The 25,054-nt window shown below is 71.5% G+C and carries 21 protein-coding genes and 1 pseudogene; 12 read left to right on the top strand and 10 right to left on the bottom strand.

The genetic code is table 11. The features are described from left to right. Positions 1-38: 38 nt before the first annotated feature. From dxs to AB0F91_RS11290, 4 genes are all read left to right on the top strand, one after another. Entirely contained in the window at positions 39-1,958 is a 1,920-nt protein-coding gene (gene dxs, locus AB0F91_RS11305) for a 1-deoxy-D-xylulose-5-phosphate synthase (protein WP_360596827.1), read from the top strand. 262 nt (positions 1,959-2,220) lie between these two features. After that, positions 2,221-3,168 carry an AAA family ATPase gene (locus AB0F91_RS11300; protein WP_360596825.1) on the top strand — a complete coding sequence of 316 codons (948 nt, stop codon included), beginning with the start codon at positions 2,221-2,223 and terminating at the stop codon, positions 3,166-3,168. Further along, entirely contained in the window at positions 3,165-3,836 is a 672-nt protein-coding gene (locus AB0F91_RS11295) for a hypothetical protein (protein ID WP_360596824.1), read from the top strand. Before AB0F91_RS11300 ends, AB0F91_RS11295 begins: the two co-directional genes overlap by 4 nt. Positions 3,837-3,842: 6 nt before the next feature. Beyond that, a complete protein-coding gene (locus tag AB0F91_RS11290) occupies positions 3,843-5,228 on the top strand; it encodes a CBS domain-containing protein (protein ID WP_360596822.1) in 1,386 nt (461 codons plus the stop codon). A gap of 15 nt (positions 5,229-5,243) precedes the next feature. Here the strand turns inward: AB0F91_RS11290 and AB0F91_RS11285 are convergent, their stop codons facing one another. From AB0F91_RS11285 to AB0F91_RS11270, 4 genes and pseudogenes are all read right to left on the bottom strand, one after another. After that, on the bottom strand, positions 5,244-5,414 hold the full coding sequence (locus AB0F91_RS11285; protein WP_360596821.1) for a hypothetical protein: 171 nt from the start codon (positions 5,412-5,414) through the stop codon (positions 5,244-5,246). A gap of 281 nt (positions 5,415-5,695) precedes the next feature. Continuing rightward, positions 5,696-7,343, bottom strand: a pseudogene (locus AB0F91_RS11280) (thiamine pyrophosphate-binding protein). Further along, a complete protein-coding gene (gene speB / locus AB0F91_RS11275; protein WP_360597093.1) occupies positions 7,340-8,284 on the bottom strand; it encodes an agmatinase in 945 nt (314 codons plus the stop codon). Before speB ends, AB0F91_RS11280 begins: the two are co-directional and overlap by 4 nt. Positions 8,285-8,321: 37 nt before the next feature. Beyond that, entirely contained in the window at positions 8,322-9,770 is a 1,449-nt protein-coding gene (locus AB0F91_RS11270; protein ID WP_360596819.1) for a sodium:solute symporter, read from the bottom strand. An 89-nt stretch (positions 9,771-9,859) separates the two neighbouring features. On the opposite strand from AB0F91_RS11270, the gene AB0F91_RS11265 reads away from it, so the two are divergent. The 8 genes from AB0F91_RS11265 to AB0F91_RS11230 all read left to right on the top strand — a co-directional run bounded on the left by AB0F91_RS11265 (position 9,860) and on the right by AB0F91_RS11230 (position 14,873). Further along, positions 9,860-10,966 (top strand): PucR family transcriptional regulator ligand-binding domain-containing protein, encoded by a 1,107-nt coding sequence (locus tag AB0F91_RS11265; RefSeq protein WP_360596817.1) that lies wholly within the window; start codon positions 9,860-9,862, stop codon positions 10,964-10,966. Beyond that, a complete protein-coding gene (locus AB0F91_RS11260; RefSeq protein WP_360596815.1) occupies positions 10,906-11,340 on the top strand; it encodes a helix-turn-helix domain-containing protein in 435 nt (144 codons plus the stop codon). Before AB0F91_RS11265 ends, AB0F91_RS11260 begins: the two co-directional genes overlap by 61 nt. A 98-nt stretch (positions 11,341-11,438) precedes the next feature. Further along, on the top strand, positions 11,439-12,113 hold the full coding sequence (locus AB0F91_RS11255; RefSeq protein WP_360596814.1) for a response regulator transcription factor: 675 nt from the start codon (positions 11,439-11,441) through the stop codon (positions 12,111-12,113). Beyond that, entirely contained in the window at positions 12,113-13,246 is a 1,134-nt protein-coding gene (locus tag AB0F91_RS11250; RefSeq protein WP_360596812.1) for a HAMP domain-containing sensor histidine kinase, read from the top strand. The genes AB0F91_RS11255 and AB0F91_RS11250 overlap by 1 nt, the downstream gene beginning before the upstream one ends. Before the next feature lie 30 nt (positions 13,247-13,276). Next, entirely contained in the window at positions 13,277-13,789 is a 513-nt protein-coding gene (locus AB0F91_RS11245; RefSeq protein WP_360596811.1) for a hypothetical protein, read from the top strand. 45 nt (positions 13,790-13,834) lie between these two features. Continuing rightward, positions 13,835-13,990 carry a hypothetical protein gene (locus tag AB0F91_RS11240; RefSeq protein ID WP_360596810.1) on the top strand — a complete coding sequence of 52 codons (156 nt, stop codon included), beginning with the start codon at positions 13,835-13,837 and terminating at the stop codon, positions 13,988-13,990. A 94-nt stretch (positions 13,991-14,084) separates the two neighbouring features. Continuing rightward, positions 14,085-14,357 carry a hypothetical protein gene (locus tag AB0F91_RS11235; RefSeq protein WP_360596808.1) on the top strand — a complete coding sequence of 91 codons (273 nt, stop codon included), beginning with the start codon at positions 14,085-14,087 and terminating at the stop codon, positions 14,355-14,357. A gap of 21 nt (positions 14,358-14,378) precedes the next feature. After that, a complete protein-coding gene (locus AB0F91_RS11230; protein WP_360596807.1) occupies positions 14,379-14,873 on the top strand; it encodes a hypothetical protein in 495 nt (164 codons plus the stop codon). 46 nt (positions 14,874-14,919) lie between these two features. Here AB0F91_RS11230 and AB0F91_RS11225 read toward each other — a convergent pair whose 3' ends face one another. The 6 genes from AB0F91_RS11225 to AB0F91_RS11200 form a co-directional block, all read right to left on the bottom strand. Further along, positions 14,920-17,031, bottom strand: a complete 2,112-nt coding sequence (locus AB0F91_RS11225) for a 3-hydroxyacyl-CoA dehydrogenase NAD-binding domain-containing protein (protein ID WP_360596805.1) — start codon at positions 17,029-17,031, stop codon at positions 14,920-14,922. Then, positions 17,032-18,222 carry a thiolase family protein gene (locus tag AB0F91_RS11220; RefSeq protein WP_360597091.1) on the bottom strand — a complete coding sequence of 397 codons (1,191 nt, stop codon included), beginning with the start codon at positions 18,220-18,222 and terminating at the stop codon, positions 17,032-17,034. A 162-nt stretch (positions 18,223-18,384) separates the two neighbouring features. Beyond that, a complete protein-coding gene (locus AB0F91_RS11215; RefSeq protein WP_360596803.1) occupies positions 18,385-19,974 on the bottom strand; it encodes an allophanate hydrolase in 1,590 nt (529 codons plus the stop codon). Next, complete coding sequence (uca, locus tag AB0F91_RS11210; RefSeq protein ID WP_360596802.1) at positions 19,971-23,609, bottom strand: urea carboxylase; 3,639 nt, start codon at positions 23,607-23,609, stop codon at positions 19,971-19,973. Before uca ends, AB0F91_RS11215 begins: the two co-directional genes overlap by 4 nt. Next, complete coding sequence (locus tag AB0F91_RS11205) at positions 23,606-24,226, bottom strand: urea amidolyase associated protein UAAP2 (protein ID WP_360596801.1); 621 nt, start codon at positions 24,224-24,226, stop codon at positions 23,606-23,608. The genes uca and AB0F91_RS11205 overlap by 4 nt, the downstream gene beginning before the upstream one ends. Continuing rightward, positions 24,223-25,053, bottom strand: a complete 831-nt coding sequence (locus AB0F91_RS11200; RefSeq protein ID WP_360596800.1) for an urea amidolyase associated protein UAAP1 — start codon at positions 25,051-25,053, stop codon at positions 24,223-24,225. The genes AB0F91_RS11205 and AB0F91_RS11200 overlap by 4 nt, the downstream gene beginning before the upstream one ends. Position 25,054: the final 1 nt, after the last annotated feature.

Genomic DNA, 25,054 nt, shown 5'->3' with positions numbered 1-25,054 from the left:
ACTGGCGGGAGCAAGAGGGAACCAGGCGAGGTGGAGCTGTGACGATGCTGGACTCCGTGCACGGGCCGGCGGACCTGAAGCGCATGAGCGTCGAGGACCTCGACGAGCTGGCCGCCGAGATCAGGGATTTCCTCGTCGAGAAGGTGCGGCGGTCCGGGGGTCACCTGGGCCCGAACCTGGGTGTCGTGGAGCTCACGCTCGCGCTCCACCGGGTGTTCGACTCGCCACGCGACGCGATCGTGTGGGACGTCGGTCACCAGGCGTACGTGCACAAGATCGTGACGGGCCGGCACACCGAGTTCGACAAGCTACGCCAGCTCGGTGGGCCGACGGGCTACCCGTCGCGCGCCGAGAGCGAGCACGACCTGGTGGAGAACAGCCACGCGTCCACCGCGCTGTCCTATGTGGACGGCCTGGCGAAGGCGTTCGAGCTGTCCGGCGGTGCCCCGCGCCACGCCGTGGCAGTGGTCGGCGATGGCGCGCTGACCGGCGGCATGTGCTGGGAGGCACTCAACAACATCGCGGCGAACCGGGACCGCCCGGTCGTGATCGTGATCAACGACAACGGCCGCTCCTACTCGCCGACCATCGGCGGGCTCGCCGACCACCTCGCGGCGCTGCGGCTGCAGCCCGGCTACGAGCGCCTGCTCGACGGCGGGCGCGAGATCCTGCGCAGCACCCCCGTGGTGGGCAAGCCGATCTACGCCGCGCTGCACGCCGCGAAGGCCGGCATCAAGGACGCGCTGAGCCCACAGGTGATGTTCTCCGACCTGGGGCTGAAGTACCTGGGCCCCGTCGACGGCCACGACCTGGTGGCGCTGGAGAAGGCGTTGCAGAGCGCCCGCGCGTTCGGCGGCGCGGTGATCGTGCACGTGGTGACCGAGAAGGGCCACGGTTACGCGCCCGCGGTGAACCACCAGGCCGACCAGATGCACCAGACCGACCCGATCGACCCGGAGACCGGCCTGCCGCCGGTGAAGGGCCCGAGCTGGACCGGCGTGTTCGGCGACGAGCTGGCGAAGATCGGCGCCGAGCGCGAGGACGTGGTGGCGATCACCGCGGCGATGCTGCGCTCCACCGGCCTGGAGAAGTTCTCCGAGAAGTTCCCGGGCCGCTGGTTCGACGTCGGCATCGCCGAGCAGCACGCCGTGACGTCGGCGGCGGGCCTCGCGATGGGCGGCTACCACCCGGTGGTGGCGGTCTACTCGACGTTCCTCAACCGCGCGTTCGACCAGGTCTTGATGGACGTGGCGCTGCACCGCCAGCCGGTGACGTTCGTGCTCGACCGCGCCGGCATCACCGGCCCCGATGGTCCCAGCCACCACGGCATGTGGGACCTGTCGCTGCTCGGCATGGTGCCCGGCATGCGCGTGGCCGCGCCGCGCGACCCGGGCACGCTGCGCGAGGAGCTGCGCGAGGCCGTCGCCGTGCAGGACGGCCCGACCGCGTTGCGCTTCTCCAAGGGCACCGTCGGCGCCGACCTGCCCGCCGTGGAGCGCCTCGGCACGGTCGACGTGCTGCGCCGCCCGCGTGAGTCCTGCACCCCGGACGTACTGCTGGTCGCCGTCGGCTCGTTCGGCAAGCTGGGCCTGGCGGCCGCCGACCGCCTGGCCGACCAGGGCATCGGCGTCACGGTGGTCGACCCGCGCTGGGTCGTCCCGGTCCCGGCCGAACTGGTCGCGCTCGCGGAGCAGCACAAGCTCGTGGTGACGGTCGAGGACAGCGGCCGCCACGGCGGCTTCGGCTCCGCCCTGGCCGCGGTCCTCCGCGACGCCGACTGCGACGTCCCGCTGCGCGACCTGGCCGTGCCGCAGAGCTTCCACGATCACGGCTCGCGGGACGAGGTGCTGGACCGGGTCGGGCTCACCGCCCAGGACGTGGCGCGGCGCATCACGGAATGGGCGTCGGGGCGGTTGGGTGCGGCGCAGGATGTTCCGGCGGAGAATCCGCGGGGCTGAGTTTTCGCTTTTCGGCGGCGGGTCCTTTCGGGAAGGACCCGCCGCCGTTTTGTCGTCGCAGCGACAACGGGTCATGGCCGAGCGCTGCTTGTCAATCCGATGCGAGAGTGACTGTGCCGCCACCGGTTGGCGTACCAGTGCGGCAATCGGCTCATTACACGAGCTCGTTCGGGTCCAATTCGCGGTGCGCCAGTTGCTTTCCGCAAAATGCTTCTGCAAGGGTCTTCTGGATGGGGCGGCGAGGGACACCGGGGAGATGCGAATGCGGGTCGTGGCGGTCATGAACTACAAGGGCGGCGTGGGAAAAACGACGCTAACCGCGAACCTCGGTGCGGTGGCAGCCGCCCGGGGCCTGCGGGTGTTGCTCCTCGATCTGGATCCCCAGACCAATCTGACGTTCTCGTTCTACACCGTCACCGACTGGCAGGAACGGCTCAAGGACGGCCGCACGATCAAGCAGTGGTACGACGGCGAGATGCCCGGGCGGGACGTCTCGCTGGCCGACCTCGTCGTCACGCCGGAGCGGGTCAACAAGGCTCTCGTCGGCAAGGGCGGGCAGGTCGACCTCATCTCCTCGCACCTCGGTCTCATCGACATCGACCTCGAACTGGCCGCCCGGCTCGGCGGCGCCACCACGCTCGACGGGTCGAAGCGCAAGTTCCTGGACCTCCACGGCTGCCTGCGCAATGCCTTGCAGGACAGTCAGTTCCACGAGTACGACCTCGTGCTCATCGACTGCGCGCCGAACTTCGGGCTCGTCACCAAGACCGCGATCGTGGCCAGCGAGCAGATCCTCGTGCCCGCGAAGGCGGACTATCTGTCGACGCTGGGCCTGGACTACCTCTACGGCAACTGCGACTCCCTGGTGAAGCAGTTCAACGACTTCGCCAACCACAACCGCGGCACCGAGGACCAGTGGCCGATAGACCCGCAGTTCCTGGGCGTGGTCTTCACGATGGTCCAGATCTACTCGCAGCAGGTCACGCTTGCGCAGCACGGCTACATCGAGCAAGTGCGCCTGAACTCGCAGGTTCCCCTGCTGGAGAACAAGGTCCGCAACAGCCCTCGCCACTTCGGCGACGCCGGCGAAAGCGGCGTCCCGGCAATGGTGCGCACGTCGGCGGCGAAGGACGAGGTTGTGCGGGAGTTCGACCTGCTCGCCGACGAAATCCTTGGCGCGCTCGAGCTGACGCTGGGCGGCGCCCGATGACCGAACTGAAGCCTGTTGTCGCCTTGGCGGCTCAGCTGGTTGAGTTCCTGGTGCAGCAAGACGAGGCGACCTTGCAGGCCCTCGCCTCCGGAACAGCGCGGTTGGCTGTTGTCGACGCCGTCGGCGCACCCGCCGCGGCACAGCCGGTCGTTCCTCCGGCCCAGCCGCTCAGTGAACCGGAGCGGTTGCTGCTGGAACTTTCGACACTGACCACCGAAGGCGAACGGCGGAGCTGCCTGTTGGCGGGCAACCCGTCGAAGAAAACGATGCAAGAAGTGGCGAAGTCGCTGCGGTTGAGGCGGTACAGCCACCTCACCATTGCCAAACTCGTGGATCTTCTGGCTCGCCACGGCGTTGTTCAAGCCGAAACGTCCGCTGGCGAAACCGAACATCGACCAGTTCGGCAGGAGCCAGCTCCACCGGCTGAACCGCAGAAGTCGCCGGCTGAAATCGCCGCGATCGTCGTGCGCTTGCGGGAAGCCGATAACGACGAAGAAGGCGCCGAGTACCTCCGCGCGCAGCAGCTCGACCGGGCGAGCCTGCTCGCGGTTGCCACGGCCCTGCAACTCACCCGCGTGGAGCGCCTGAGCCGGACTGATCTCGAGAAGAAGGTGCTCAACCAGGCGGTCGGCGCCAGGCGCAAGTTCGCCGGGCTGCGGAGCTGGTGAGCACCGGTGGTTGAGGTAGCTGACGACACGACCGGCGGCCGCTCGATGTATCTGCTCGGTGGTCGCCGTGTCATGGTTTCGGACCTGCTGAGCAACGGGTTGCTCGAACCCGGGACCAAGCTGCAGTTCAAGCGCGCTCGCATCGGTGACACTTTCCACGCGACCGTGACCGACCAGGGCCGTATCCGGCTTGAACCGAGCGGCGAAGAGTTCCGCTCGCCGTCACGGGCGGCCATGGTGGCGGCCGGAATGCGGGCCGTCGACGGCTGGCGGGCGTGGCTGGTCGTCGACCAGGACAGGCTGTTGGACGCCGTTCGCCAGGAGCTGCTCGACCAGGCGATCACCGCCGAGGCGGCCAAGACGCACCAGGAGTCCGAAGACAAGACACGTCAGGCCATTCACGAGCGGCTCAGGCAGGCCCGCGCACGCGCCGACGAGAACAAACCCGAGCGGATCTCCGTCCGGGAGCTCCTGGGTTTCTGGGGTGCGAAGGACCGCGGCGACCAGGTCAGCCAGATCGAAGCGGACCTGGCCAACCACGGTTTGGTGACCTCGCCCGGTTTCCGGGCGGTCACCCTCGACACGTTCGTGGTGCTGACCACGCCTCCCGAGGACATCACCGCGGACACATCCGAGGACGATGTCCCGGCTGGTGAGGACGACGAGGGCGACGGTGACCTGGACGTGCGCCTGACGGTCGGCAACCTGACCGAGCTGGATGGCGTGGAGTCGGTCAACCCGAACAGCACTCTCGAAGAAGCGATCACGAAGATGATCCTGAACGACGTCTCCCAGCTCGCCGTGCTCAACGGTGTTCGCAACCTCCGCGGCGCCGTCACCTGGCGCTCGATAGCGGAAGCGATGCACCGCAAGCCGGACGCCACGTTCGCGGACGCCGTCGATTCCAGTGCACAGGCCGTGCCGTACGACCGCGACCTCTTCGAGGTCCTCCCCGTGCTGCAAGAGCACAAGTTCGTGTTCGTCCTCGACGAGACCCGGACGATCAAGGGCGTGGTCACGACGACCGACGTGGCCCGGCACTACGGTGAAGTGTCCACGCCGTTCTTCCTCCTCGGCGAGCTCGACCAGACGGTGCGGTGGATCCTCCGACGTGCCTTCGACATCCCGACGATCCAGCCGTTCTGCGCGAGGAAGGTCACCAGCTTCGATGAGCTAACGATAGGTGACTACCAGAATATCCTGGGCAGGGACGAACTCTGGCAGAAACTCGGCTGGCCGCTGGACCGCGCGGTCTTCATCGCGCGCCTGGAGGAGATCCGGCGCATCCGCAACAAGATCATGCACTTCCACCCCGACCCGGTTCCCGAGGACGCTGTCGACAAGCTCCGACGGTTCAACAGGATGTTGCACCGGTACCGCGACCTGCTGTAGTCGGTCGTCCCACGGTCAAACCACCGCGACAACCGCCGCAGCCGTCGTGTCAGGACCGAACATCTCCCGCGGCTCAGGAAACACTTTCGCTAACACCGGATAAGCCACCGCAGTCGTCGTACGCAGCGTCGCTATCAGGTTGAGGTTCAGACCACCCGCCACCTCGGCGAACGGGTCCGTGATCATCGGCGTGTTTGGCTAACAGCAGCCCCAACGTGGTGGCCGGGATCCAACCCATGCCCAGACAAATGCACGGTCTCGCGCACCCGTGCGTCGGCGCGCCTGAGCAGTGCGGTCTGACGCGCGGCCGGCGTGCTGCGTCACCCAGGTGCGCAAGGCACGGGCCGCGACGGTCATCGCTTTGTCGACTCCGGACTGTCCGAAGAGGATGATCGAACGGCGCTCCCGTCGCTGGGGCGGTGAGGGTAGGGAGTCGCCGATGTCGGTGAGGGCGCCGTCGGCGAAGGTCAGGACATGGGTGACCGCTTCTCCAGGTGGGTCGGGGCGAACATCTTCAGCACGGCCGGCAGCACGACCACCGACGGTCCCGGCGTGCGCAGGGCCTTCGCCAGGTCGGCGCGACCGAGCCCGGTGTGGACCGCACGGCCGGAACCCCGAACGCCTCGGCCAGCGCCACGCAGTCGGGCCGCGCCAGCTCGGTCGCCGTCGTCTCGCCGAACGCGCCCGTGAGGTACTCGCGCAGGATGCCGTAGCCGCGGTCGTCGATCACGAGCCAGGTGACGTCGAGACCGTGCTGCTTCGCGGTGGCGAGCTCGGCCAGGCCGTACATCGCGCAGCCGTCGCCGGAGACGGCCAGCGTGGGGATCCCCGTGGCGGCCGCGCCGAGGGCGCCGGGCAGCCCGTAGCCGAGGCCGCCCGCACCCTGCGCGGTGTGGATCGGCGCGCCGTCCGGCGGCCACGCCGACCACGCCCAGTAGGCGGCGATCGTCATGTCCCAGAACGTCTGCGTGCCTTCGGGCACCGCCGCGCGGAGGTCGTCGACAAGCTTGCGTTCGGCGGCCAGGTCCTGGCCGTCCAATCGCGACGCGACACGGGCGAGCAGATCCTGGACGGCGGCTTCGGCGCGTCCGTCCGCGGCCCTCGGGGGAACTTCCAACGCCCTCAGGAACAGCCGCACGTCGGCGTGGATGCCCAAGGCGGGGTAGTTCGACTCCAGCTTCCCGAGGTCGGCCTCCACCTGGATCACCCGTCCACGCGGCGCGAACTCGCGGTAGTTGCTGGACAGCTCGCCGAGCCCGGAACCGAGCACCAGCAGCACGTCCGCGCCGGCCAGGAACTCCGTGGTGTGCCAGTCCTCCAGCCACGAGCGCGCGGACAGCCCGTGAGCCTGAGGGAACACGCCCTTGCCGCCGAAGGTCGACACCACCGGCGCGCGCAACGCCTCGGCGAGCGCCCGCAATTCCGCATGCGCACCGGACCGCAGCGCGCCCCCACCGGCGAGGATCACGGGGTTCTTCGCCGCGGACAGCAGCTTCGAAGCTTCCGCCACCAGCTCCGGCAACGGTTCGAGCGGAGCCGGCACCGCGGTCACCTCGTGCAGGGGCGGCAGAGAAGCCTCCGCGAGCAGGAGGTCTTGCGGGATCTCCACCCACACCGGCCCGTACGGCGCGGTCGCCGCGGCCGTCCACGCTTCACGCAGCGCCGTCGGGATCTGGCTGACGGCGCGGACCACGTGCACCGACTTCACGACGTCGCGGAAGCTCGCCTGCTGGTCGGGCAGCTCATGCAGGTAACCGTGCCGCCCGCCGCCGAGCCCGGCGACGGGGATCTGGCTGGAGATCCCGAGCACCGGCACGACGCGGCCCGCGACTCCTGCAGCGAGGCCAACGTCAGCAGCGCACCCGGGCCGGTCGACACGATCATCGGCGTGACCGGCACCGGCCCGTGCGGGTCCGCGGAGAGCCGGGCGCGCGCGAAACCGTCGGCCGCGAACGCCAGGTTGTTCTCCACCCGCGCGCTCACCACGCGCACGTCTTCCACCCGCCGCAACGCCTCGAACAGCCCCAGCGCGTGCTGGCCCGGCAGCCCGAACACCGTGTCCGCGCCGAGCGCGCGCAGTGTCTCGTCGACGACGTCACCCCCGATGCGCGTCATTCGCTCTTCCCCACCGCCAGCAGGCTCACGAGGTCGTAGGCCACGTGCGAGGCCGCGATGGCGGTGATCCCGGCGTGGTCGTAGGCCGGGGCCAGCTCGACGACGTCGGCGCCCACCAGGTGCAGGTCGCGCAGCCCGCGCAGGATCTCCAGCAGTTCGCGGCTCGTCATCCCGCCCGCCTCGGGCGTGCCGGTGCCGGGCGCGTGCGCGGGGTCGAGCACGTCGATGTCCACCGAGACATACAGCGGCCGGTCGCCGATCCGCTGCCGCAGGGCGTCGACGGTCTCGTCGATACCGCGGCGCAGCACGTCGCCGGAGGTGACGATGCCGAACCCGAGCCGGCGGTCCTCCTCCAGGTCTCGCTTGCCGTACAGCGGGCCGCGCGTGCCGACGTGCGAAAGCGCTGCCGTGTCGAGGATTCCTTCCTCGGCGGCGCGGCGGAACGGCGTGCCGTGGGTGTAGGGCTCGCCGAAATAGGTGTCCCACGTGTCGAGGTGCGCGTCGAAGTGCAGCAGCGCGACGGGGCCGTGCTCTTTCGCCGTGGCGCGCAACAGGGGCAACGCGATGGTGTGGTCGCCGCCGACCGTCACCAGCCGGGTGCCGCCGGACATCAGCGCCTCGGCGTCCTGCTGCACCTTCTCGATCGCTTCGCCGATGTGGAACGGGTTCACCGCGATGTCACCCGCGTCCACGACCTGCCGTTCGGCGAACGGCGACACGTCCAGCACCGGGTGGTACGGCCGCAGCAGCCGGCTCGCCTCGCGCACGGCGGCGGGACCGAAGCGGGCGCCCGGCCGGTACGACACGCCGGAATCGAACGGGACTCCGACCACGGCGACGTCGGCGTGGTCCACCTCGTCGATCCGCGGCAGCCGCGCGAAGGTCGCGAAGCCGGCGAAGCGCGGGATGCGCGACGAGTCGAGCGGGCCGATCGGGGGCAGGTCACTCACTGCGGTGTGCTCCTCGTGGTCGGGGTGTTCAGGCCTGCGCGGCGGCCGGGGTCTCCGTCGCCGCGTCTTCTTCCTCGGCCGCGCAACCGTTCAGGCGCCGCGTCCAGACCGACAGGATGCTTTCCGGGGTGCGCGGCGTCACGAGGCTCACCGCGACGTACACGACGAGGCTTGCACCGAGGCCCCAGTAGATCGGGTTGTTGGCGGCGACGCCGTCGATGATCATGAACGCGACCACGAACACCGTGCCGGCCACCATCGAGGCGTACGCGCCCTGGCGGGTGCCGCGCCTCCAGAACAGCGCGCCGATGATCGTGACCAGCAGGCCGCCCACCAGGATGTCGGAGGCGATGGTCAGCGCGTTGACGACGTCGTCCACGACCATGGCGATGCCGATGGCGACGATGCCCAGGACCAGCGTGGTCACGCGGTTGCGCAGCACCTCGCCGCCCTTGAGGCCGATCTTGCGCAGCAGGTCCGACGTCGTGGTGGTGGCGCACGCGATCAGCGCGCCGCTGGAGGTCGACATGAGCGCCGACAGCGCGGCGGCCAGCACCAGCCCGCGCACGCCGGTGGGCAGCAGGCGCTCGGCGATCGTGGCGAACGCGTCCTGCGCGCTGCCGAGGTCGGGGTAGAGCACCTTCGCGGCCGTGCCGATCAGCGCGCCGGCCACGCCGTAGACGAGGCAGTAGACGCCGGAGGCGATGCCGCCGCCGGTCGCGATGCGCGGGGTGCGGGCGGTGAACACGCGCGGCCAGATGTCCTGGCCGATGAGCAGGCCGAAGGTGTAGATCAGGAAGTAGGTGAGGATGGTTTCGCCGCCGATCGAGGTGAACTCGAAGTAGGTGGCGTCGAGCTTCTCGGCCATTCCGCCGAAGCCGCCGGCGGAGACGAGCGCGATCGGCAGCAGGACGAACAGGATGCCGATCGTCTTGATCACGAACTGCGCGATGTCGGTGAGCGTGATCGACCACATGCCGCCCAGCACCGAGTAGAGCACGACGATCGAGCCGCCGATCGCGAGGCCGGCCCAGCTCGGGATGGAGAACAGCACCTTGAAGATCGACGCGAACGCCAGCGTCGAGGTCACGGTGAGCATGAGCGTGTAGCCCCACATGACGACCCCGGACACGGCGCTGGTGCGGCCGCCGTAGCGCAGGTCGAGCATTTCGCCGACGGTGTACACGCGCAGCTTCACCAGCCGCGCGAACACCGCGTGCAGCACGAGGATGCCGGCGCCGATGGTGACCACGAGCCACGCGCCCGAGACGCCGTAGGTGTAGCCGAGTTTCACGCCGCCGACCGTGGACGCGCCGCCGAGCACGACGGCGGACATCGTGCCGGAGTACATGAACCAGCCCAGCCGCCGGCCCGCCACGAGGTAGTCGGACTTCGTCTTCGCCAGGCGCAGGCCGATCCAGCCCACTCCGATCATGCCCGCGATGTACAGCGCGATCACCGCGTAGTCGCCGCCCACGGGGCCCTCCTCGGTTCTGCAGGGTCGTTCGGGTCACCGTAGGTTCGTGCGCTACCGCTCCGGCATGGGACGCCGAGAGTCGGGACGACATGACCCAAAACCTCGAGCACGAGTCCGCAGGAGTGAATGTTCCGTTACGGACGGTCGTCGGCAACCCGGAGCTCGCACTCGACGTCGTGCGGGAGACGCTGCGGCCGGGTGCGCTCGACGCGCCCGTGCGCTGGGCCCACGTGAGCGAGCTCGACGACCCGGCCCCCTACCTGCTCGGCGCCGAGCTGGTGCTCACCGCCGGCGTGAACCTCCCACGCGAGCCCGGGCACTACGTCCGCCGCCTGCGCGACGCCGGCGTGACCGCGCTCGGCTTCGGCCTCACGCCGACGGTGTCGGAAGCCCTGCCGGAGCCGCTGCGTGACGCGTGCGTGCACCACGGCCTGCCGCTGGTGGTCGTGCCGCCCCGCACGCCGTTCCTCGCGATCAGCCGGGCCGTGGCCGTCGCGCTCGCCGAGGAGGGGCAACGCGAACAGCGCCGCACGGCGGTCGCGCGCGAGGCACTCACGCGCGCCGCGGGCGACGGCATGGGGGCGCTCGTGACGGCGCTGGCCGAGCGCCTGCGGGGGTGGGTGGCGCTCGTCGGGCCCGCGGACGCGCTCGTGGCGGGCCACGACGCGCCGCAGCCGTTGCCGCCGGAGGTCGCGGACCTGCTCACGACGGTGCGCGCGGGCACCGGCATCCGCAGCGCGACCACCGAACTGCCCGATGGCACATATGTGGTGGCGCAGCCGGTTTACCCGCAGGCGACGGCGGCGCACCTGCTCGTGCTCGGCCGTCGCCGCCGGTTCGACGGTGGGGACCGGGCGGTCCTCGCCGTCGGCGCGGCCCTGCTGGGGCTGGTCGGCCGCGCCGGGTCCGACACCGCGGAGCTCGACGCGGCGGCCACCGGTCTGTTGCTGGGCCAGGGCGACGCGGACGTGCTGACGACGTTGCTGGGCACGGTGGAGGCCGGCTCGTGGCCGGGGCCGCGCACCGCCGTGGCCCGGACGAGGTCACCGTGCGCCACGACTGGCTGCGCGCGCGGCTCGACACCCCGCTCGTGCAGGTGCTGCCCGGCCCACGATTCCTGGCCGTGGTGGGTGTGTTGCCGGAGCTCGACGGGTTGCGCGAGCACGGCTGGCTCGCGGTGGCCGGCTCGCCCGTGACCGCGGACGGGCTGCCGGGCGCGCTCGCGGAGGCGGAGCTGCTGCTGGCCCGGGCACAGGCCCTCGGGCGGCCGGTGGCGGCCGCGGATCCACTGGGTTTCGACGCGCTCGTCGCGCCCGGTGCCGCGGCGGGGTTCGCCGAGCGGGTGCTGGCGCCGTTGCGGGAGCTGGACCGCGCGCACGACCGGGAGCTGGTGGCGACGCTGCGCACCTGGCTCGCGCACCACGGTGGCTGGGACCGCACGGCGGCCGAGCTCGGGGTGCACCGCAGCAGCGTCCGGCACCGGATCGGGCAGGCCGAACGGGCGCTGGGCGTGGATCTCGCGGACCCGGAGACGCGGATGCGGCTGTGGTTCGCGTTGCGCTGGTCGTGACGCCGATCGGACGTTTGCCGTGAGCTGCGCGTGAGGTGGCCCGGAGTGTCCATTCAGGTCTCTCAGGTGCTCTCAGGAAACTGTGGGATTGTGGTCTCGTGCGTGTTCTGGTAGTCGAAGACGAAGAGCCCTTGGCCGACGCGATCGCCCGCGGCCTGCGCCGCGAGGGCATGGCGGTGGACGTCGCGTTGACCGGTGACGACGGGCACGAGAAGTCGTCCGTCACCCGGTACGACGTGGTGCTGCTCGACCGCGACCTGCCCGGGATGTCGGGCGACGAGCTGTGCCGCGAGATTGTCGCGTCCGGCGAGCTCACGCGGGTGCTCATGCTCACCGCGAGCAGTTCCGTCTCCGACCGGGTCGACGGGCTGTCCCTCGGTGCGGACGACTACCTCGCGAAGCCCTTCGCGTTCCCCGAGCTGGTCGCCCGTGTGCGCGCGCTCGGCCGCCGCGCGACACCGGCCGCGCCGCCGCTGCTCACGGCGGGCGACGTGGAGCTGGACCCGGCGAAGCGCATCGTGCGCCGCGCGAGCGGGCCGATCGACCTGACGCGCAAGGAGTTCGGCGTGCTCGAGGTCCTGCTGTCGGCCGCGGGTTCGGTGGTCAGCAGCGAGGAGCTGCTGGAGCGCGTGTGGGACGAGAACGCCGACCCGTTCACCACGACGGTGCGGGTGACCGTGATGACCTTGCGCAAGAAGCTGGGTGAGCCGGGGATCATCGAGACCGTGGTGGGCTCGGGCTACCGCGTGCCGGTCGCGGAGGCCGGCGCGTAGTGAACCTGCCCGGCACACGCAGCCTGCGGGCCCGGGTCACGATCCTCGCGACCGTGCTGGTGGCCGCGGCCGGGCTGCTCCTGCTGTGGCTGGCGTGGTCGCTCGTGGGCGACGCGGTGGACGCCGTGCCGCACATGCCCCCCGGCACGATCGTGCGCGTGGACGGGGTCGACGTCGACGCGTCCACGCTCGCACAGCACCTGCGTACGCACGCCGTGAACCGGGTGCTGATCTTCGGCTCGCTGGCGTTCTGCTTCGTCGTGGCCGCGGCGGCGATCCTCGCGTGGACCTTCACTTCGCGCGTGCTGCTGCCGCTGCGCGAAATCACCGGCACCGCGCGGCGGCTGTCGGTGGAGTCGATGGGCGAGCGCATCGGCGAGATCCGCTCGCGCGACGAACTGGCCGAGCTGGCCCGGACCTTCGACGACATGCTCGATCGCCTGCAGGCCGCGTTCGACGCGCAGCGCCACTTCGTCGCCAACGCGAGCCACGAGCTGCGCACCCCGCTTTCGGTCATCCGCACCGAGCTCGACGTGACGCTGTCCGACGAGGAAGCGGACGAGGCCGAGCTGCGCCGGATGGGCGGCGTGGTCCGCGACGCCACCGAACGCGCGGGCCAGCTCGTGAACTCCCTGCTGCTGCTCGCCCGCACCGACGGCGCCGGTCTCGTGGTGCGCGAGCCCGTGGACCTCGCGGTGCTCGTCGGCCGCGCCTGGGCGGCCGTGCGCGCCGAAGCGTCCGCGCGAGGCCTGCGCGCCGAGTTCTCGACGGCCGCCGCACCCGCGTTCGGCGACCCCGCGCTGCTCGAACGCATCGCCGGCAATCTGGTCGAGAACGCGGTGCGCCACAACGTCGACGGCGGCTGGCTGGAGGTCTCCACCACACCCGGCCCCCAGTGGTCCACGTTGCGCGTGCGCTCCTCGGGCGGGCTGCTGGACCCGGCGGCCGTGCCGGAGCTGTTCGAGCCGTTCCGCCGCGCCGGCGTCGCCCGCACCGCCCGCTCCGGAGCGGGGCTGGGGTTGTCGATCGTGCGGGCCGCCGTCCAGGCCCACGGGGGAGCGATCTCGGCGGAACCGGTGGTGGGCGGCGGGTTGACGGTCACGGTGCACCTGCCGGTGGGCCCGGCCCGGTAACGTTCCCGCGCCGTCCGTTGATGATCGTGCGTGGGGATTCGTCTGTGGCGCCGGCTCGCGCCCGTTCTGGTGGTCGCGCTCGGTGCGGGCGTCGGGTTGGCCTTCGCCGTGGCCGCGGTGGTGCGGCCGGACCCGCTACCGGTAGACCGGACCCCGGTGCCGTTGGCCGCGCACGAGCCGTGCCGGGACGTGCAGGTGTACTTCGACACCGACGAAGAGATGACCCGCGCCGCCGCCTCGTTCCACGACGACCCCGAGGCGCGACTGGTCTTCGTCGAGACCAAACACGAGTCCTACCTCTCGCTGCGCGACGGCTTCAAGGACCACCCCGAGATGCTGCGCGGCCTGGGCGGCGAGGAGAGCTCGCCCGCGGTCGTCACCGTCCTGCCGCTGCCCTCCACCGACCTCGTCGCCTACACCGCCCGGCTGAAGGCGCGGTTCCCGCGGGCGCAGGACGTCTACTCCATGGACGTCAACGCCTTCAACAAGATGTTCGGCAAACCCCGCGACGGCCGGACCTGCCCCCGTGCGGGCGAGTACTGACCGAGGACCGGTCCCGGCCGGACCGGCGATGATCGGATGATGGGGATGCGTATCCGGCGCTGGCTCGCCCCGGTGCTGGTGCTCGCGCTGGGCGCGGGCGTCGGGCTGGCGTTCGTCGTCGGGCGGCTGTGCGGCCGGACCCGCTGGCGGTGGACCGCACCCCGGTGCCGCTGGCCGGGCACCAGCCGTGCGCGGCGGTGAAGGTGTTCTTCGACAGGGGGCCGGCGGGCGTGACCTCGACGGCGAAATGCGGAGAGCGCCCGCGGCGCGCGCCGACGACCCGAAGGTGCGGCGCGTGTACACCGAGACCCAGGCCGAGTCGTGGGTGCGTTTCCAGGAGGTGTTCAAGGACCGCCCCGAGCTGCTGGCCGAAGCAGGTCCGGAGAACATGCCGGCCACCGTGACTGTGATCCCGGTGCCGGGCACCGACCTGGCCGCCTACGCGGCGGAGCTCGCCAAGCGGTTTCCGACCGCGAAGAACGCCGATCCCTTCGATCTGAACGCCGTCCGTCAGACGGTGGAGCCGGACAAACGGGGCCTGGCCTGCCCGCGTGCGGGAGAGTTCTGACGGGTCGGGAAGAATCGGGTCATGGGGCTTCGCCTGTGGCGCCGGCTCGCGCCGGTTCTGGTGGTCGCGCTCGGTGTGGGCGCCGGTGCCGCTTTCCTGGTTGCCGGGGCGGTGCGGCCTGTGGTGGTGGCGATGAACCGGCCACCGGCGCCGGCAACCGGACACCAGCCGTGCATGGTCGTGCAGGTCTACTTCCGCGACGACGATGCGATGCGCCACGCCGCCGCCGCGCTCGGGGACGACCCGAAGGCCCACCGGGTCGACCTCGACACCCAAGCCCTGGTCTGGATGGAGTTCAAGAAGATCTACCACCAGGACCCGGCGAAAATCGCCGCGACGAGGGAGAGTGCCATGCCGGCGGCGGTGACCGTCGTTCCGGTACCGGGGACCGACCTCAACGCATACGCCGCCGAGTTGAGGCAGCGGTTCCCGGACGCTCAGAAGGCAACAATGATCGACCTCGAGGCCGCGCGGGACAAGTACGCCCCTGAGGCGTCGGGCGACGTCTGCGCCTGAGCCGAACCGGGGCGGCCGTCCACATCGGACAGCCGCCCCGCGGACCTCAAGCCACCGGCACCGAAGCGACACCCGGCGCCAGGAACGGCTTCCCGTTCACCCGCTCCGAAATCCCCGCGCGGTCCAGGTACGGCGTGATACCGCCGTTCCAGAACGGCCAGCCCGCGCCCAGCAGCAGGCACAGGTCGATGTCCTGCGCCTGGGCGACCACACCCTCGTCGAGCATGAGGCGGATCTCCTCGGCGATGGCGTTCAGCGCGCGGTCGCGCACCTGCTCCGCCGTGGACGGGTTGTCGCCCCGGGTCCACAGCTCGGCGACCTCCGGGTCGACGGACGCGGTGCCCGAGGAGTCCCAGGTCCACACGCCCTTCTTGCCCGCCTGCACGAACTTGGCGAGGTTCTCGCTCACCGGGAAGCGGTCCGGGAACGACCCGTGCAGCGTCTCGCCCACGTGCAGCGCGATCGCCGGGCCGACGAGCTGCATCAGGTTCAGCGGCGACATCGGCAGGCCCAGCGGCTCCAGTGCCGAGTCCGCGACCTCGAACGGCGTGCCCTCGTCCACGGACACCAGCACCTCGCCGAGGAAGCGCAGCAGCAGCCGGTTGACGACGAACGCCGTGGCGTCCTTCACCAGCACGCTCGACTTCTTCAGCTGCTTGCCGACCGAGAACGCCGTGGCGAGCGTGGCGTCGTCGGTGTTCTCGCCGCGCACGATCTCCAGCAGCGGCAGCACGGCCACCGGGTTGAAGAAGTGGAAACCCACCACGCGCTCGGGGTGCTGCAGCTTCGAGGCCATCGCGCTGATCGACAGCGAAGATGTGTTCGTCGCCAGGATCGCCTCGGGCGAGACGTGCTGTTCCAGCTCGGCGAACACCGCCTGCTTCACGCCCAGCTCTTCGAACACGGCCTCGATCACGAAGTCCGCGTCGGAGAACGCGGCCTTGTCCAGGGAACCGGTCACCAGCGCCTTGAGCCGGTTGGCACCGTCCGGCGACACGCGCTTGCGCGCGAGCAGCTTGTCGATCTCGTCGTGGACGTAACCCACGCCCTTGTCGACGCGCTCCTGGTCGACGTCGGTGAGGACCACCGGCACCTTGAGGCGGCGCACGAACAGCAGCGCGAGCTGGCTCGCCATCAGGCCCGCGCCCACGATGCCGACTTTGTTCACCTTGCGCGCCAGCGACTTGTCCGGCGCACCGGCCGGCCGCTTCGCACGCTTGTTCACGAGGTTGAACGAGTACAGCCCCGCGCGCAGCACGTCGGACATCAGCAGCTCGGCGAGGCCGTCGGTCTCGGCGGCGTAGCCCCGGTCGAGATCGTTCTCCCGCGCCAGCTCCAGCAGCTCCACGGCTTTGGTCGCGCCCGGAGAGGCGCCGTGCGTGCGACCGTCCACGATGGACTTCGCGCGCGCGATCGCCGCGTCCCAGCCGGCGCCGCGGTCGATCTCGCGCCGCGCGGGGGTGACCTCGCCGTTGACGACCTTCGCGAGCCACAGCAGCGACTGCTCGAGGTAGTCGGCCGAGCCGAACACCTCGTCGACGATGCCGAGGTCGGCCGCCTGCTTGACGTTGAGCATCTTGTTCTGCGCCAGCGCGTTTTCGATGATCACGGTGACGGCGGCGTCGGCCCCGATGAGGTTCGGCAGCAGCTGCGTGCCGCCCCAGCCCGGGAACAGGCCGAGGAACACCTCGGGGAACGCGATCGCGGCGGTGTTCTCCGACAGCGTCCGGTAGTGGCACGACAGGGCCAGCTCGAGTCCGCCGCCCATCACCGCGCCGTTGACGAAGCCGAACGTCGGGATCGTCGACTCGGTGAGCCGGCGGAACACGTCGTGGCCGGTCTGCGCGATCTTGCGCGCCAGCGCCGGATCCGACACGGCCTCCACGCCGGACAGATCCGCGCCGACGGCGAAGATGAACGGCTTGCCGGTGACCGCGATCGCCGCGGGCTCGGCCGCGAACGCCACGTCCAGCGCGGCGTCGAGCGACACGAGCCCCTGCGGGCCGAACGTGCTCGGGCGGGTGTGGTCGTGGCCGTTGTCGAGCGTGATCAGCGCGACGGGCTTGGCCAGCCCGGGCACCTTCACCAGGCGCGTGACGGCGGTGGTCACGACCTCGTCGGGGAACGCGGCCTTGGCCTCTTCAGCGGTGAAAGTCATTTACTTCGCCCCCTCGAACGCCGGGTTCTCCCAGATCACGGTGCCGCCCATGCCGATGCCGATGCACATGGTGGTCATGCCGTAGCGCACGTCGGGGCGCTCGGCGAACTGGCGCGCCAGCTGCGTCATCAGCCGCACGCCGGACGAGGCCAGCGGGTGGCCGCACGCGATCGCGCCGCCCCACTGGTTCACGCGCGGGTCGTCGTCGGCGATGCCGAAGTGGTCGAGGAAGGCCAGCACCTGCACGGCGAAGGCCTCGTTGATCTCGAACAGGCCGATGTCGTCGATCGACAGGCCGGTGCGCTTGAACAGCTTCTCCGTGGCCGGGATCGGGCCGATGCCCATGACCTCCGGCTCGACACCGGCGAACGAGTAGCCGACCAGCCGCATCGCGGCGGGCAGGCCCAGCTCGCGCGCGGTCTCCTCGTCGGCGAGGATCGACGCGGTCGCGCCGTCGTTGAGGCCCGCCGCGTTGCCCGCGGTGATGCGGCCGTGCGGTCGGAACGGCGTCTTGAGCTTCGCCAGCTGCGCCACGGTCGTACCCGGGCGTGGCGGCTCGTCCTCGGTCGCGAGGCCCCAGCCGAGTTCCTTCGACCGGATGGCCACCGGGACCAGCTCCGGGCCGATCTTGCCGGTTTTCACGGCCTCGGCGTAGCGCTCCTGGCTGCGCGCGGCGTAGGCGTCGGTGCGCTCCTTGGTGATCCCGGGGAACCGGTCGTGCAGGTTCTCCGCGGTCTGGCCCATGACGAGCGCGGTGGGGTCCACGAGCTTGTCGGCGATGATGCGCGGGTTGGGGTCCACGCCCTCGCCCATCGGGTGGCGGCCCATGTGCTCGACGCCGCCGGCGATGGCGATGTCGTACGCGCCGAAGCCGATGCCGCTCGCGACCGTGGTCACGGCCGTCATCGCGCCGGCGCACATGCGATCGATCGCGAAGCCCGGCACGGACTTCGGCAGGCCTGCCAGCAAGGCGGCCGTGCGCCCGATGGTCAGACCCTGATCGCCGATCTGGGTCGTCGCGGCGATGGCGACGTCGTCCACCCGCTCGGGCGGCAGCTCGGGGTGGCGCCGCAGCAGCTCACGGATGGCGTTGACGACCAGGTCGTCCGCTCGGGTCCCGGCGTAGATGCCCTTGTCGCCCGCCTTGCCGAAGGGAGTGCGTACCCCTTCGACGAACACGACGTTGCGCACCCCACGCGCGGTCGGCGCAAGGGGCGGCGTTGCTGGTGCGGCCACGAATGCTCCTGAAGTAGACAGAAATCCTGTCCGCACGATAGCCCTTGTTACCCACGGGTAACCAGGGGAGTGGCCCGGACGAGTGGGCGACGGCACACTCCCGGGCGGCCCCCGCCCTCAGGAGCGTAGGTGGGCGAGCCAGCCGCCCTTCGCCGAGATGTCCTGCGCATCGGCCAGCGCCGCCGGCTCGCACAGGAAGCCCGAGACCTCCAAGCCGTCGGCGAGGCGCACCCGCCCGATCGCCAGCGGCGCCGGGACCGCCGCCACGAACGCGCCGAATCCGGCCACCGGGAGGTCCCACACCTCGGCGGCGATCGCGACGCCGTCCTCGGCCACGCGCACGAGCCCCGGTTTCGGCGGGGTCGTGGCCAGCGCGTGCAGCCGGTATTCGGGCGCGGTCTCGGTTTCGGCGACGAAGCGGCCGCCGCGGGAGGTCAGCTCGTGGTTGAGCGGCTGCCCCCGCAGGTGCGCCCCGACAACGGCGAGGCGCACGCGGTCCTCGACGCCGCGGGCCAGCGCGGCCAGCTTCGCGTCCGCATGCGCCGGGCCGACGAGCATCACCCCGAACGGCCGCCCGCCGGCCGTCCCGGCGGGCACGGCGAGCGCGGACAGGCCGAGCAGGTTGGCGAAGTTCGTGAAGCGGCCGAGGGCGGCGTTCGCGCCGACCGGGTCCGCGGCCACCTCGGCGAATGTCGGGTGCCCGGTGGTGGTCGGCAGCAGCAGGGCGTCCACCGTGGAGAGCACGGCGTCGGCCTCGCGCTTGAGCTCGGCGAGCGTGGCCTGGTCGGCGAACACCCGGTGCGCGGGGACGTCGCGGGCCGCGGTGATGATGCCCGCGACGGTCGGGTCGACGTCGTCGCGATGCTTCTCGACGAACTCGCCGACCGCGGTGTAGCGCTCGGCGACGAACGAACCCTCGTACAGCAGCCGAGCCGCGGCGAGAAAAGGCGACAAGTCCACAGTGGTCACCACCGCGCCGGCCGCGGTGTAGTCCGCCACCGCGGCGGCGTAGGCCTCGGCCCAGCCGTCCTGCAGCGGGCCCAAGGCAGCCGGGACGCCGATCCGGAACGCGCTCTCGTCCGACAGGCAGCGCAGTGCCAGTTCCGCCTCGCCCACCGTGCGTGCGAAGATCGACACGCAGTCGATGCTCGCGCACGCCGGCACGACGCCGTCCGTGGGCAGCAGTCCCGGAGTCGGCTTCAGCCCGACGATCCCGTTGAACGCCGCCGGCACCCGGCCCGACCCGGCCGTGTCCGTGCCGAGCGCCAGGTCCGCGATCCCCAGCGCGACGGCCACCGCGGACCCCGAGCTCGACCCGCCCGACACGTACGCCGGGTCGACGGCGTTGCGCACCGCGCCGTACGGGCTGCGTGTGCCGACCAGCCCGGTGGCGAACTGGTCGAGGTTCGTGGTGCCGAGGACGAGCGCGCCGGCCGCCTTCAGCCGGGCGACGACGGGTGCGTCCGTCTCGGGCTCGTAGGCGTAGGCCGGGCACCCGGCGGTGGTCGGCAATCCGGCGACGTCGATGTTGCCCTTGACCGCGGCGAGCCGCCCGTACAGCGGGAGCGGTTCTCCGGCCGTGTACCGCTCCTCGAGTGCTTCGGCTTCGGCCAGCAGCTCGGCCTCCGGGCGCAGGTCCAGCCAGATCTCGGGGCGGTCGACCTGCTCGACGCGGCGGTAGGCGGCGCGCACGCGTTCGCGGATCATCCGAGCACCACCAGCGGGGTGCCGGGCGCGACCTGGTCGCCGGGGGACACGAGCACCTCGAGCACCTTCCCGTCCGCGGGCGCGGGGATGCGCGCCTCGGTTTTCATGGCTTCCAGCGTGACCAGCGACTGCTTGTGGTCCACTCGCGTGCCCGCCTCGACGTCGACCCGCCAGACGGTGGCGGCGAACGGGGCCTCGACGACGTGCCCGCCCGGCGGCGCCTGCACGCGCGCCGGCGGCCTGGTGACCGGTTCCGGCTTCGGGTCGAACTCGCCCGCGGCCGCCCAGGCGCGGCGTTCCGCCTCGAACGCCGCCGACTGCGTGGCGCGGAACCGGCCGATGCTCTCGGCGTTGTCGGCGAGGAACCGCTGGTAATCGGCGAGGCGGAACTCCCCGTCGGTGATGTCGAGCTCCAACCGCCCGGCGGAGCCGCGCGCCCGCAGGTCCAGCAGCTCGTCGGCCGACACGGGATACCACGAGATCCGGTCGAAGAAGCGCAGCAGCCACGGCGACCCCGGCTCGAACGCGCCGCGCTGGTGCCAGCCGCTCCACACCTGCACGGTGCGGCCGACGAACTGGTAGCCGCCCGGCCCTTCCATGCCGTAGATGCACAGGTACGCGCCGCCGATGCCGACCGAGTTCTCGGCCGTCCACGTCCGGGCCGGGTTGTACTTCGTGGTCACCAGCCGGTGACGCGGGTCCAGCGGGGTCGCGACGGGCGCGCCGAGGTAGACGTCGCCCAGCCCGAGCACGAGGTATTCGGCGTCGAAGACCGTGCGGTAGACCTCGTCCACAGTAGACAGGCCATTGACGCGGCGGATGAACTCGATGTTCCACGGGCACCAGGGGGCGTCGTCGCGCACGCCCGTCATGTACCGCTCGATCGCCTCGCGCGTCGCCGGGTCGTCCCACGACAGCGGCAGCCGCACCCCGCGGCTGGGGACCACGAGGTCCGCCGTGCCCGGCAGGTCGCCCTCCAGTTCGCGCACCAGGCCGAGGGCCTTGCCGACCGGCAGCGCGTCCGGGTCCACGTGCACCTGCAGCGACCGGATGCCCGGCGTGAGATCGACGATCCCCGGCACACCTTCGCCGGCGAGCCGCTCCGCCAGCGCGTGGACGCGCATCCGCAGCGCGAGGTCGAGGGTCATGTCGCCGTACTCGACCAGCAGGTTGTCGTCGCCGCTGCGCCGGTAGGTCACCGACGGCTCGCCGTCCGCCGCGGCCCGCCGGGCGAGCACCCCGCCGTCGTCGAGGACGCTACGGCTCGCGAGCAGCGGTACCGCCGGGCGCCGGCGCAGGGCCGCGGCGTGGTCGACGTCGATCGGGACGAAGCGCACGGTGTCGCCCGGACGCAGCTGGCCGAGCTTCCAGCGCTCGCCGGTCGCCACCGTCGCCGGGCAGACGAACCCGCCGAGACTCGGGCCGTCCGGGCCGAGCAGGATCGGCAGGTCGCCGGTGTAGTCGACGGCGCCGATCGCGTACGGGGTGTCGTGGATGTTGGACGGGTGCAGCCCGGCCTCACCGCCGTCCTCGCGCGCCCACTCCGGGCGCGGGCCGACGAGCCGGACGCCGGTGCGCGCGGAGTTGAAGTGCACCTGCCATTCCGTGCGGTAGAAGGTTTCGATGTCTTCCGGTGTGAAGAACTCCGGTGCGGCGTGCGGGCCTTCCAGCGCGCCGATCGTCCACTGCGCACCCGGTTGCGGCCGGTCGCCGGCGGGGACGGCGCCGGCGACCGGGTCCGCGGGCGCGGGCCCCGGGGTGAGCACGTCACCCGCCGCGAGCGCCCGGCCGCCGTGGCCGCCGAACCGGCCGAGCGTGAACGTCGCCGCGCTGCCGAGGAACTCGGGCACGTCGAGGCCGCCCCGCACGAGCACGTAGCTGCGCAGCCCGGCCGTGCCTGCGCCCACGTCGAGCGTGCCGCCGGCCGGGACCATGAACGGGGTCCACGCGGGAGCCGGGGCGCCGTCGAGGAGCACGGGTGCGGTGGCACCGGTGACGCAGACGGTGGTCTCGGCGGAGAACCGCAGCGTGACACCGTCGAGAGTGCACTCCAGGCCGGGCGCACCCTCGGGATTGCCGAGCGCGAGGTTGCCGAGCCGCAGCGAAAGGTCGTCCATCGGACCGGACGGCGGCACTCCGACGTGCCAGAACCCGGTGCGGCCCGGCCATTCCTGCACGGTGGTCATCGTGCCGCCGCGCACGACGTCGATCCGCGGCTCGTCATCGGCGACGCCGTCGAGCGTCGCGGTGTCGTGGCCGGCGCTCGCGAACGCGGGATCGGCGGCGGCGGCGCGGAGCTGGCCGAGATTCGTGCGCACGCCGCCGACGGCGGTGGCCGCGAGCGCCGCCCGCAGGTTCGCCAGCGCGTCCGCGCGATCGGTACCGGTGCAGATCACCTTGGCCAGCAAGGGATCGTAGTGCGTCGTGACGGTGGTGCCGGCCTCGATCCAGGTGTCCACCCGAACGTCCGGCGGCAGTGAGACGCCGGTGACCAGGCCGGCGCTCGGCCGGTGGTTCGCGCTCGGATCCTCGGCGTAGATCCGGGCCTCGAACGCGTGCCCGTGCGGCTCGGGCACGGTGGTTTCGAGAGGGGTGGTTGCGAGAGCAGCGGTTTCGAGAGCAGTGGTTTCGAGAGCAGTGGTTTCGAGACGAGTGGTTCCGGGTGCGGTGGTGAACATCCCGCGGTCGCCCTGGGCAAGCCGCAGCATCCAGCCGACCAGGTCGACGCCGTACACCGCTTCGGTCACCGGGTGCTCGACCTGCAGTCGCGTGTTGACCTCGAGGAACGCGGCCTCCTCGCGGACGGGGTCGTAGACGAACTCGACCGTGCCGGCCGAGCGGTAGCGCACCGACGAGCACAGCGCCACGGCCGCGTCGGTGAGCTGACGGCGCACCGCGTCCGGCAAGCCGGGCGCCGGGCACTCCTCCACGACCTTCTGGTTGCGTCGCTGCAACGAGCAGTCACGCGTGCCCAGTGCGAGGACCTCCCCGGCGCCGTCGCCGAACACCTGCACCTCGACGTGCCGGGCGCGCGTCACCAGCCGCTCGAGGAACACACCGGAGCTGGCGAAGCTCTTGGCCGCGACACTGCGCACGGTCTCCCACGCGGCGCAGAGCTCCTCGGCCGACGCACACGCGCGCATCCCGATCCCGCCGCCACCGCCGGTCGCCTTGAGCATCACCGGGTAGCCGATCCCGGCCGCTTCGGCCAAGGCTTCGTCGAGGTCGGCCAAGAGCCCGGTACCGGGCAGCAGCGGCACCCCGGCCGCGATCGCGGCCTCTCGCGCGGTGTGCTTGCTGCCGAACACTTCCAGGTGCTCCGGTGCCGGGCCGACGAACGCGATCCCCGCGTTCTCGCAGGCGCGGGCGAACGCGGTGTCCTCGCTGAGGAAGCCGTAACCCGGGTGGATCGCGTCCGCGCCGGTGTCGAGCGCGGCCCGGATGATCGCGTCGGCCCGCAGGTAGCTCTCGGCCGCGGGCGCCGGCCCGAGCCGCACCGCCTCGTCGGCCAGGCGGACGTGCGGTGCGGTGCGATCGGCGTCGGAGTACACGGCGACGGTCGGGATGCCCAGCTCCCGCGCGCCGCGCAGGAGGCGGACGGCGATCTCGCCGCGGTTGGCCACCAGCAGTTTCACGCCGCACGCTCCGGTTCGGTCACGACCATCCGCACCGGCGTCGGGTCGAACCCGTTGCAGGGATTGTTGATCTGCGGGCAGTTGGACACCAGTACGAGGACGTCGGTCTCGGCGCGAAGCCGGACTTCCAGGCCCGGCGCGGAGATGCCGTCGACGATGCCGAGCGTGCCGTCGGCCTCGACGGGCACGTTCATGTACCAGTTGACGTTGCTCACCAGGTCGCGTTTGCCGAGGTCCCACTTGCTGCCCTCGATGAGGAAGTTGTCGGCGCAGGCGTGCTGGAACCGGGTGTGCTGGCCGTAGCGCAGGCTGTTGGACTCCTTGCTGCACGCGCCACCGAGCGTGTCGTGGCGGCCGCAGGTGTCGGCGACGACGGTGACGAGCGGCGCGCCCTCGCCGGTGCGCAGCACGCTGCCGGTGGTGAGGAAGATGTTGCGCTGCGCGGCGATCGTCGCGGCGGCGCTGTAGCGCTTCGCGGTGTCCGCCGCGTCGTAGCAGAGGAAGTCGACGGCCTGGTTGCCGCCGAGGTCGATGATCGATAGCTCCTGGCCGCCGCGCAGCACCGTGGAGAACGGCGCCCGCGCGGGGACTTCGACGTCGAGCACGGTCGTGGTCATGCGAGCCCCCGGGCGGTGAGGTAGTCGGCGGTGTTCTCGAACGCGCGCTGCGCTTCCGGGCTGTGGGTCCACTCCGGACTGTCCGGGCCGGTGGGCCGGTCGCGCCAGGCGAGGACGCGCAGCGGGGTCACGGTGTAGTCCTCGCGGGGGTCGAGCGGGTGCGCGGTGTTGGCCAGGAGGACGACCACCGGCAGCTCGATGCGCAGGTCGACCGAAGCCCCGGCGCCCGCGGAGCCGGTGAACTCGAGCCCACCCTCCGCGTCGACCCGCACGCCCTGGAAGAACGACAGGCTGGGCGGCAGATCCCGTGGCCCCAGGCCATTTTTCGCCGCCGCCAAGGTGAACAGCGGCATCCCGGCGGGCGAGGGGCCTTCGTGTACGCCGTCGCCGTAGCGCTCGATGTTTCCGTCCACAGTAGACGTTCCACACAACGCGTCGTGCCGGCCGCTGGTGTCGGCCACGACGGTCGCGAGCACCCGGGCCTGATCCGAGAGCAGCGCGACGGACTCGCCGAGGTAGGCGTTCCACTGCACCTTCACGGTGTCGGCGACGTTGAGCCGTTCCCACGGTCCCTCGGCGTTGAACAGCAGCAGGTGCGCGCAGGCGTCGCCCTCGAGGTCGGTGAGCCGCAGCCGCGTGCCGCGGGCGAGGACCTTGTGCGTGTAACCGCCGCCGGCCACGGTTTCGGCCCACGTCAGCGCGGTCGGCTCGACTCCGGGCGGCGCGGGCCACCCGGTCGCCGGGATCGTCGGCATCGTGTCGACGACGGTGCCCGCCTGGGCGCGGGCGTGGTCGCGCGCGCCGTACGTGGTTGCTGTCGTGCTCATG

Origin of the sequence: Amycolatopsis sp. NPDC023774 (assembly GCF_040639695.1) — a bacterium.
Taxonomy (GTDB): domain Bacteria; phylum Actinomycetota; class Actinomycetes; order Mycobacteriales; family Pseudonocardiaceae; genus Amycolatopsis.
Note: the sequence above shows the minus strand (reverse complement) of the source record. Positions and strands in the feature narration are given on the sequence as shown.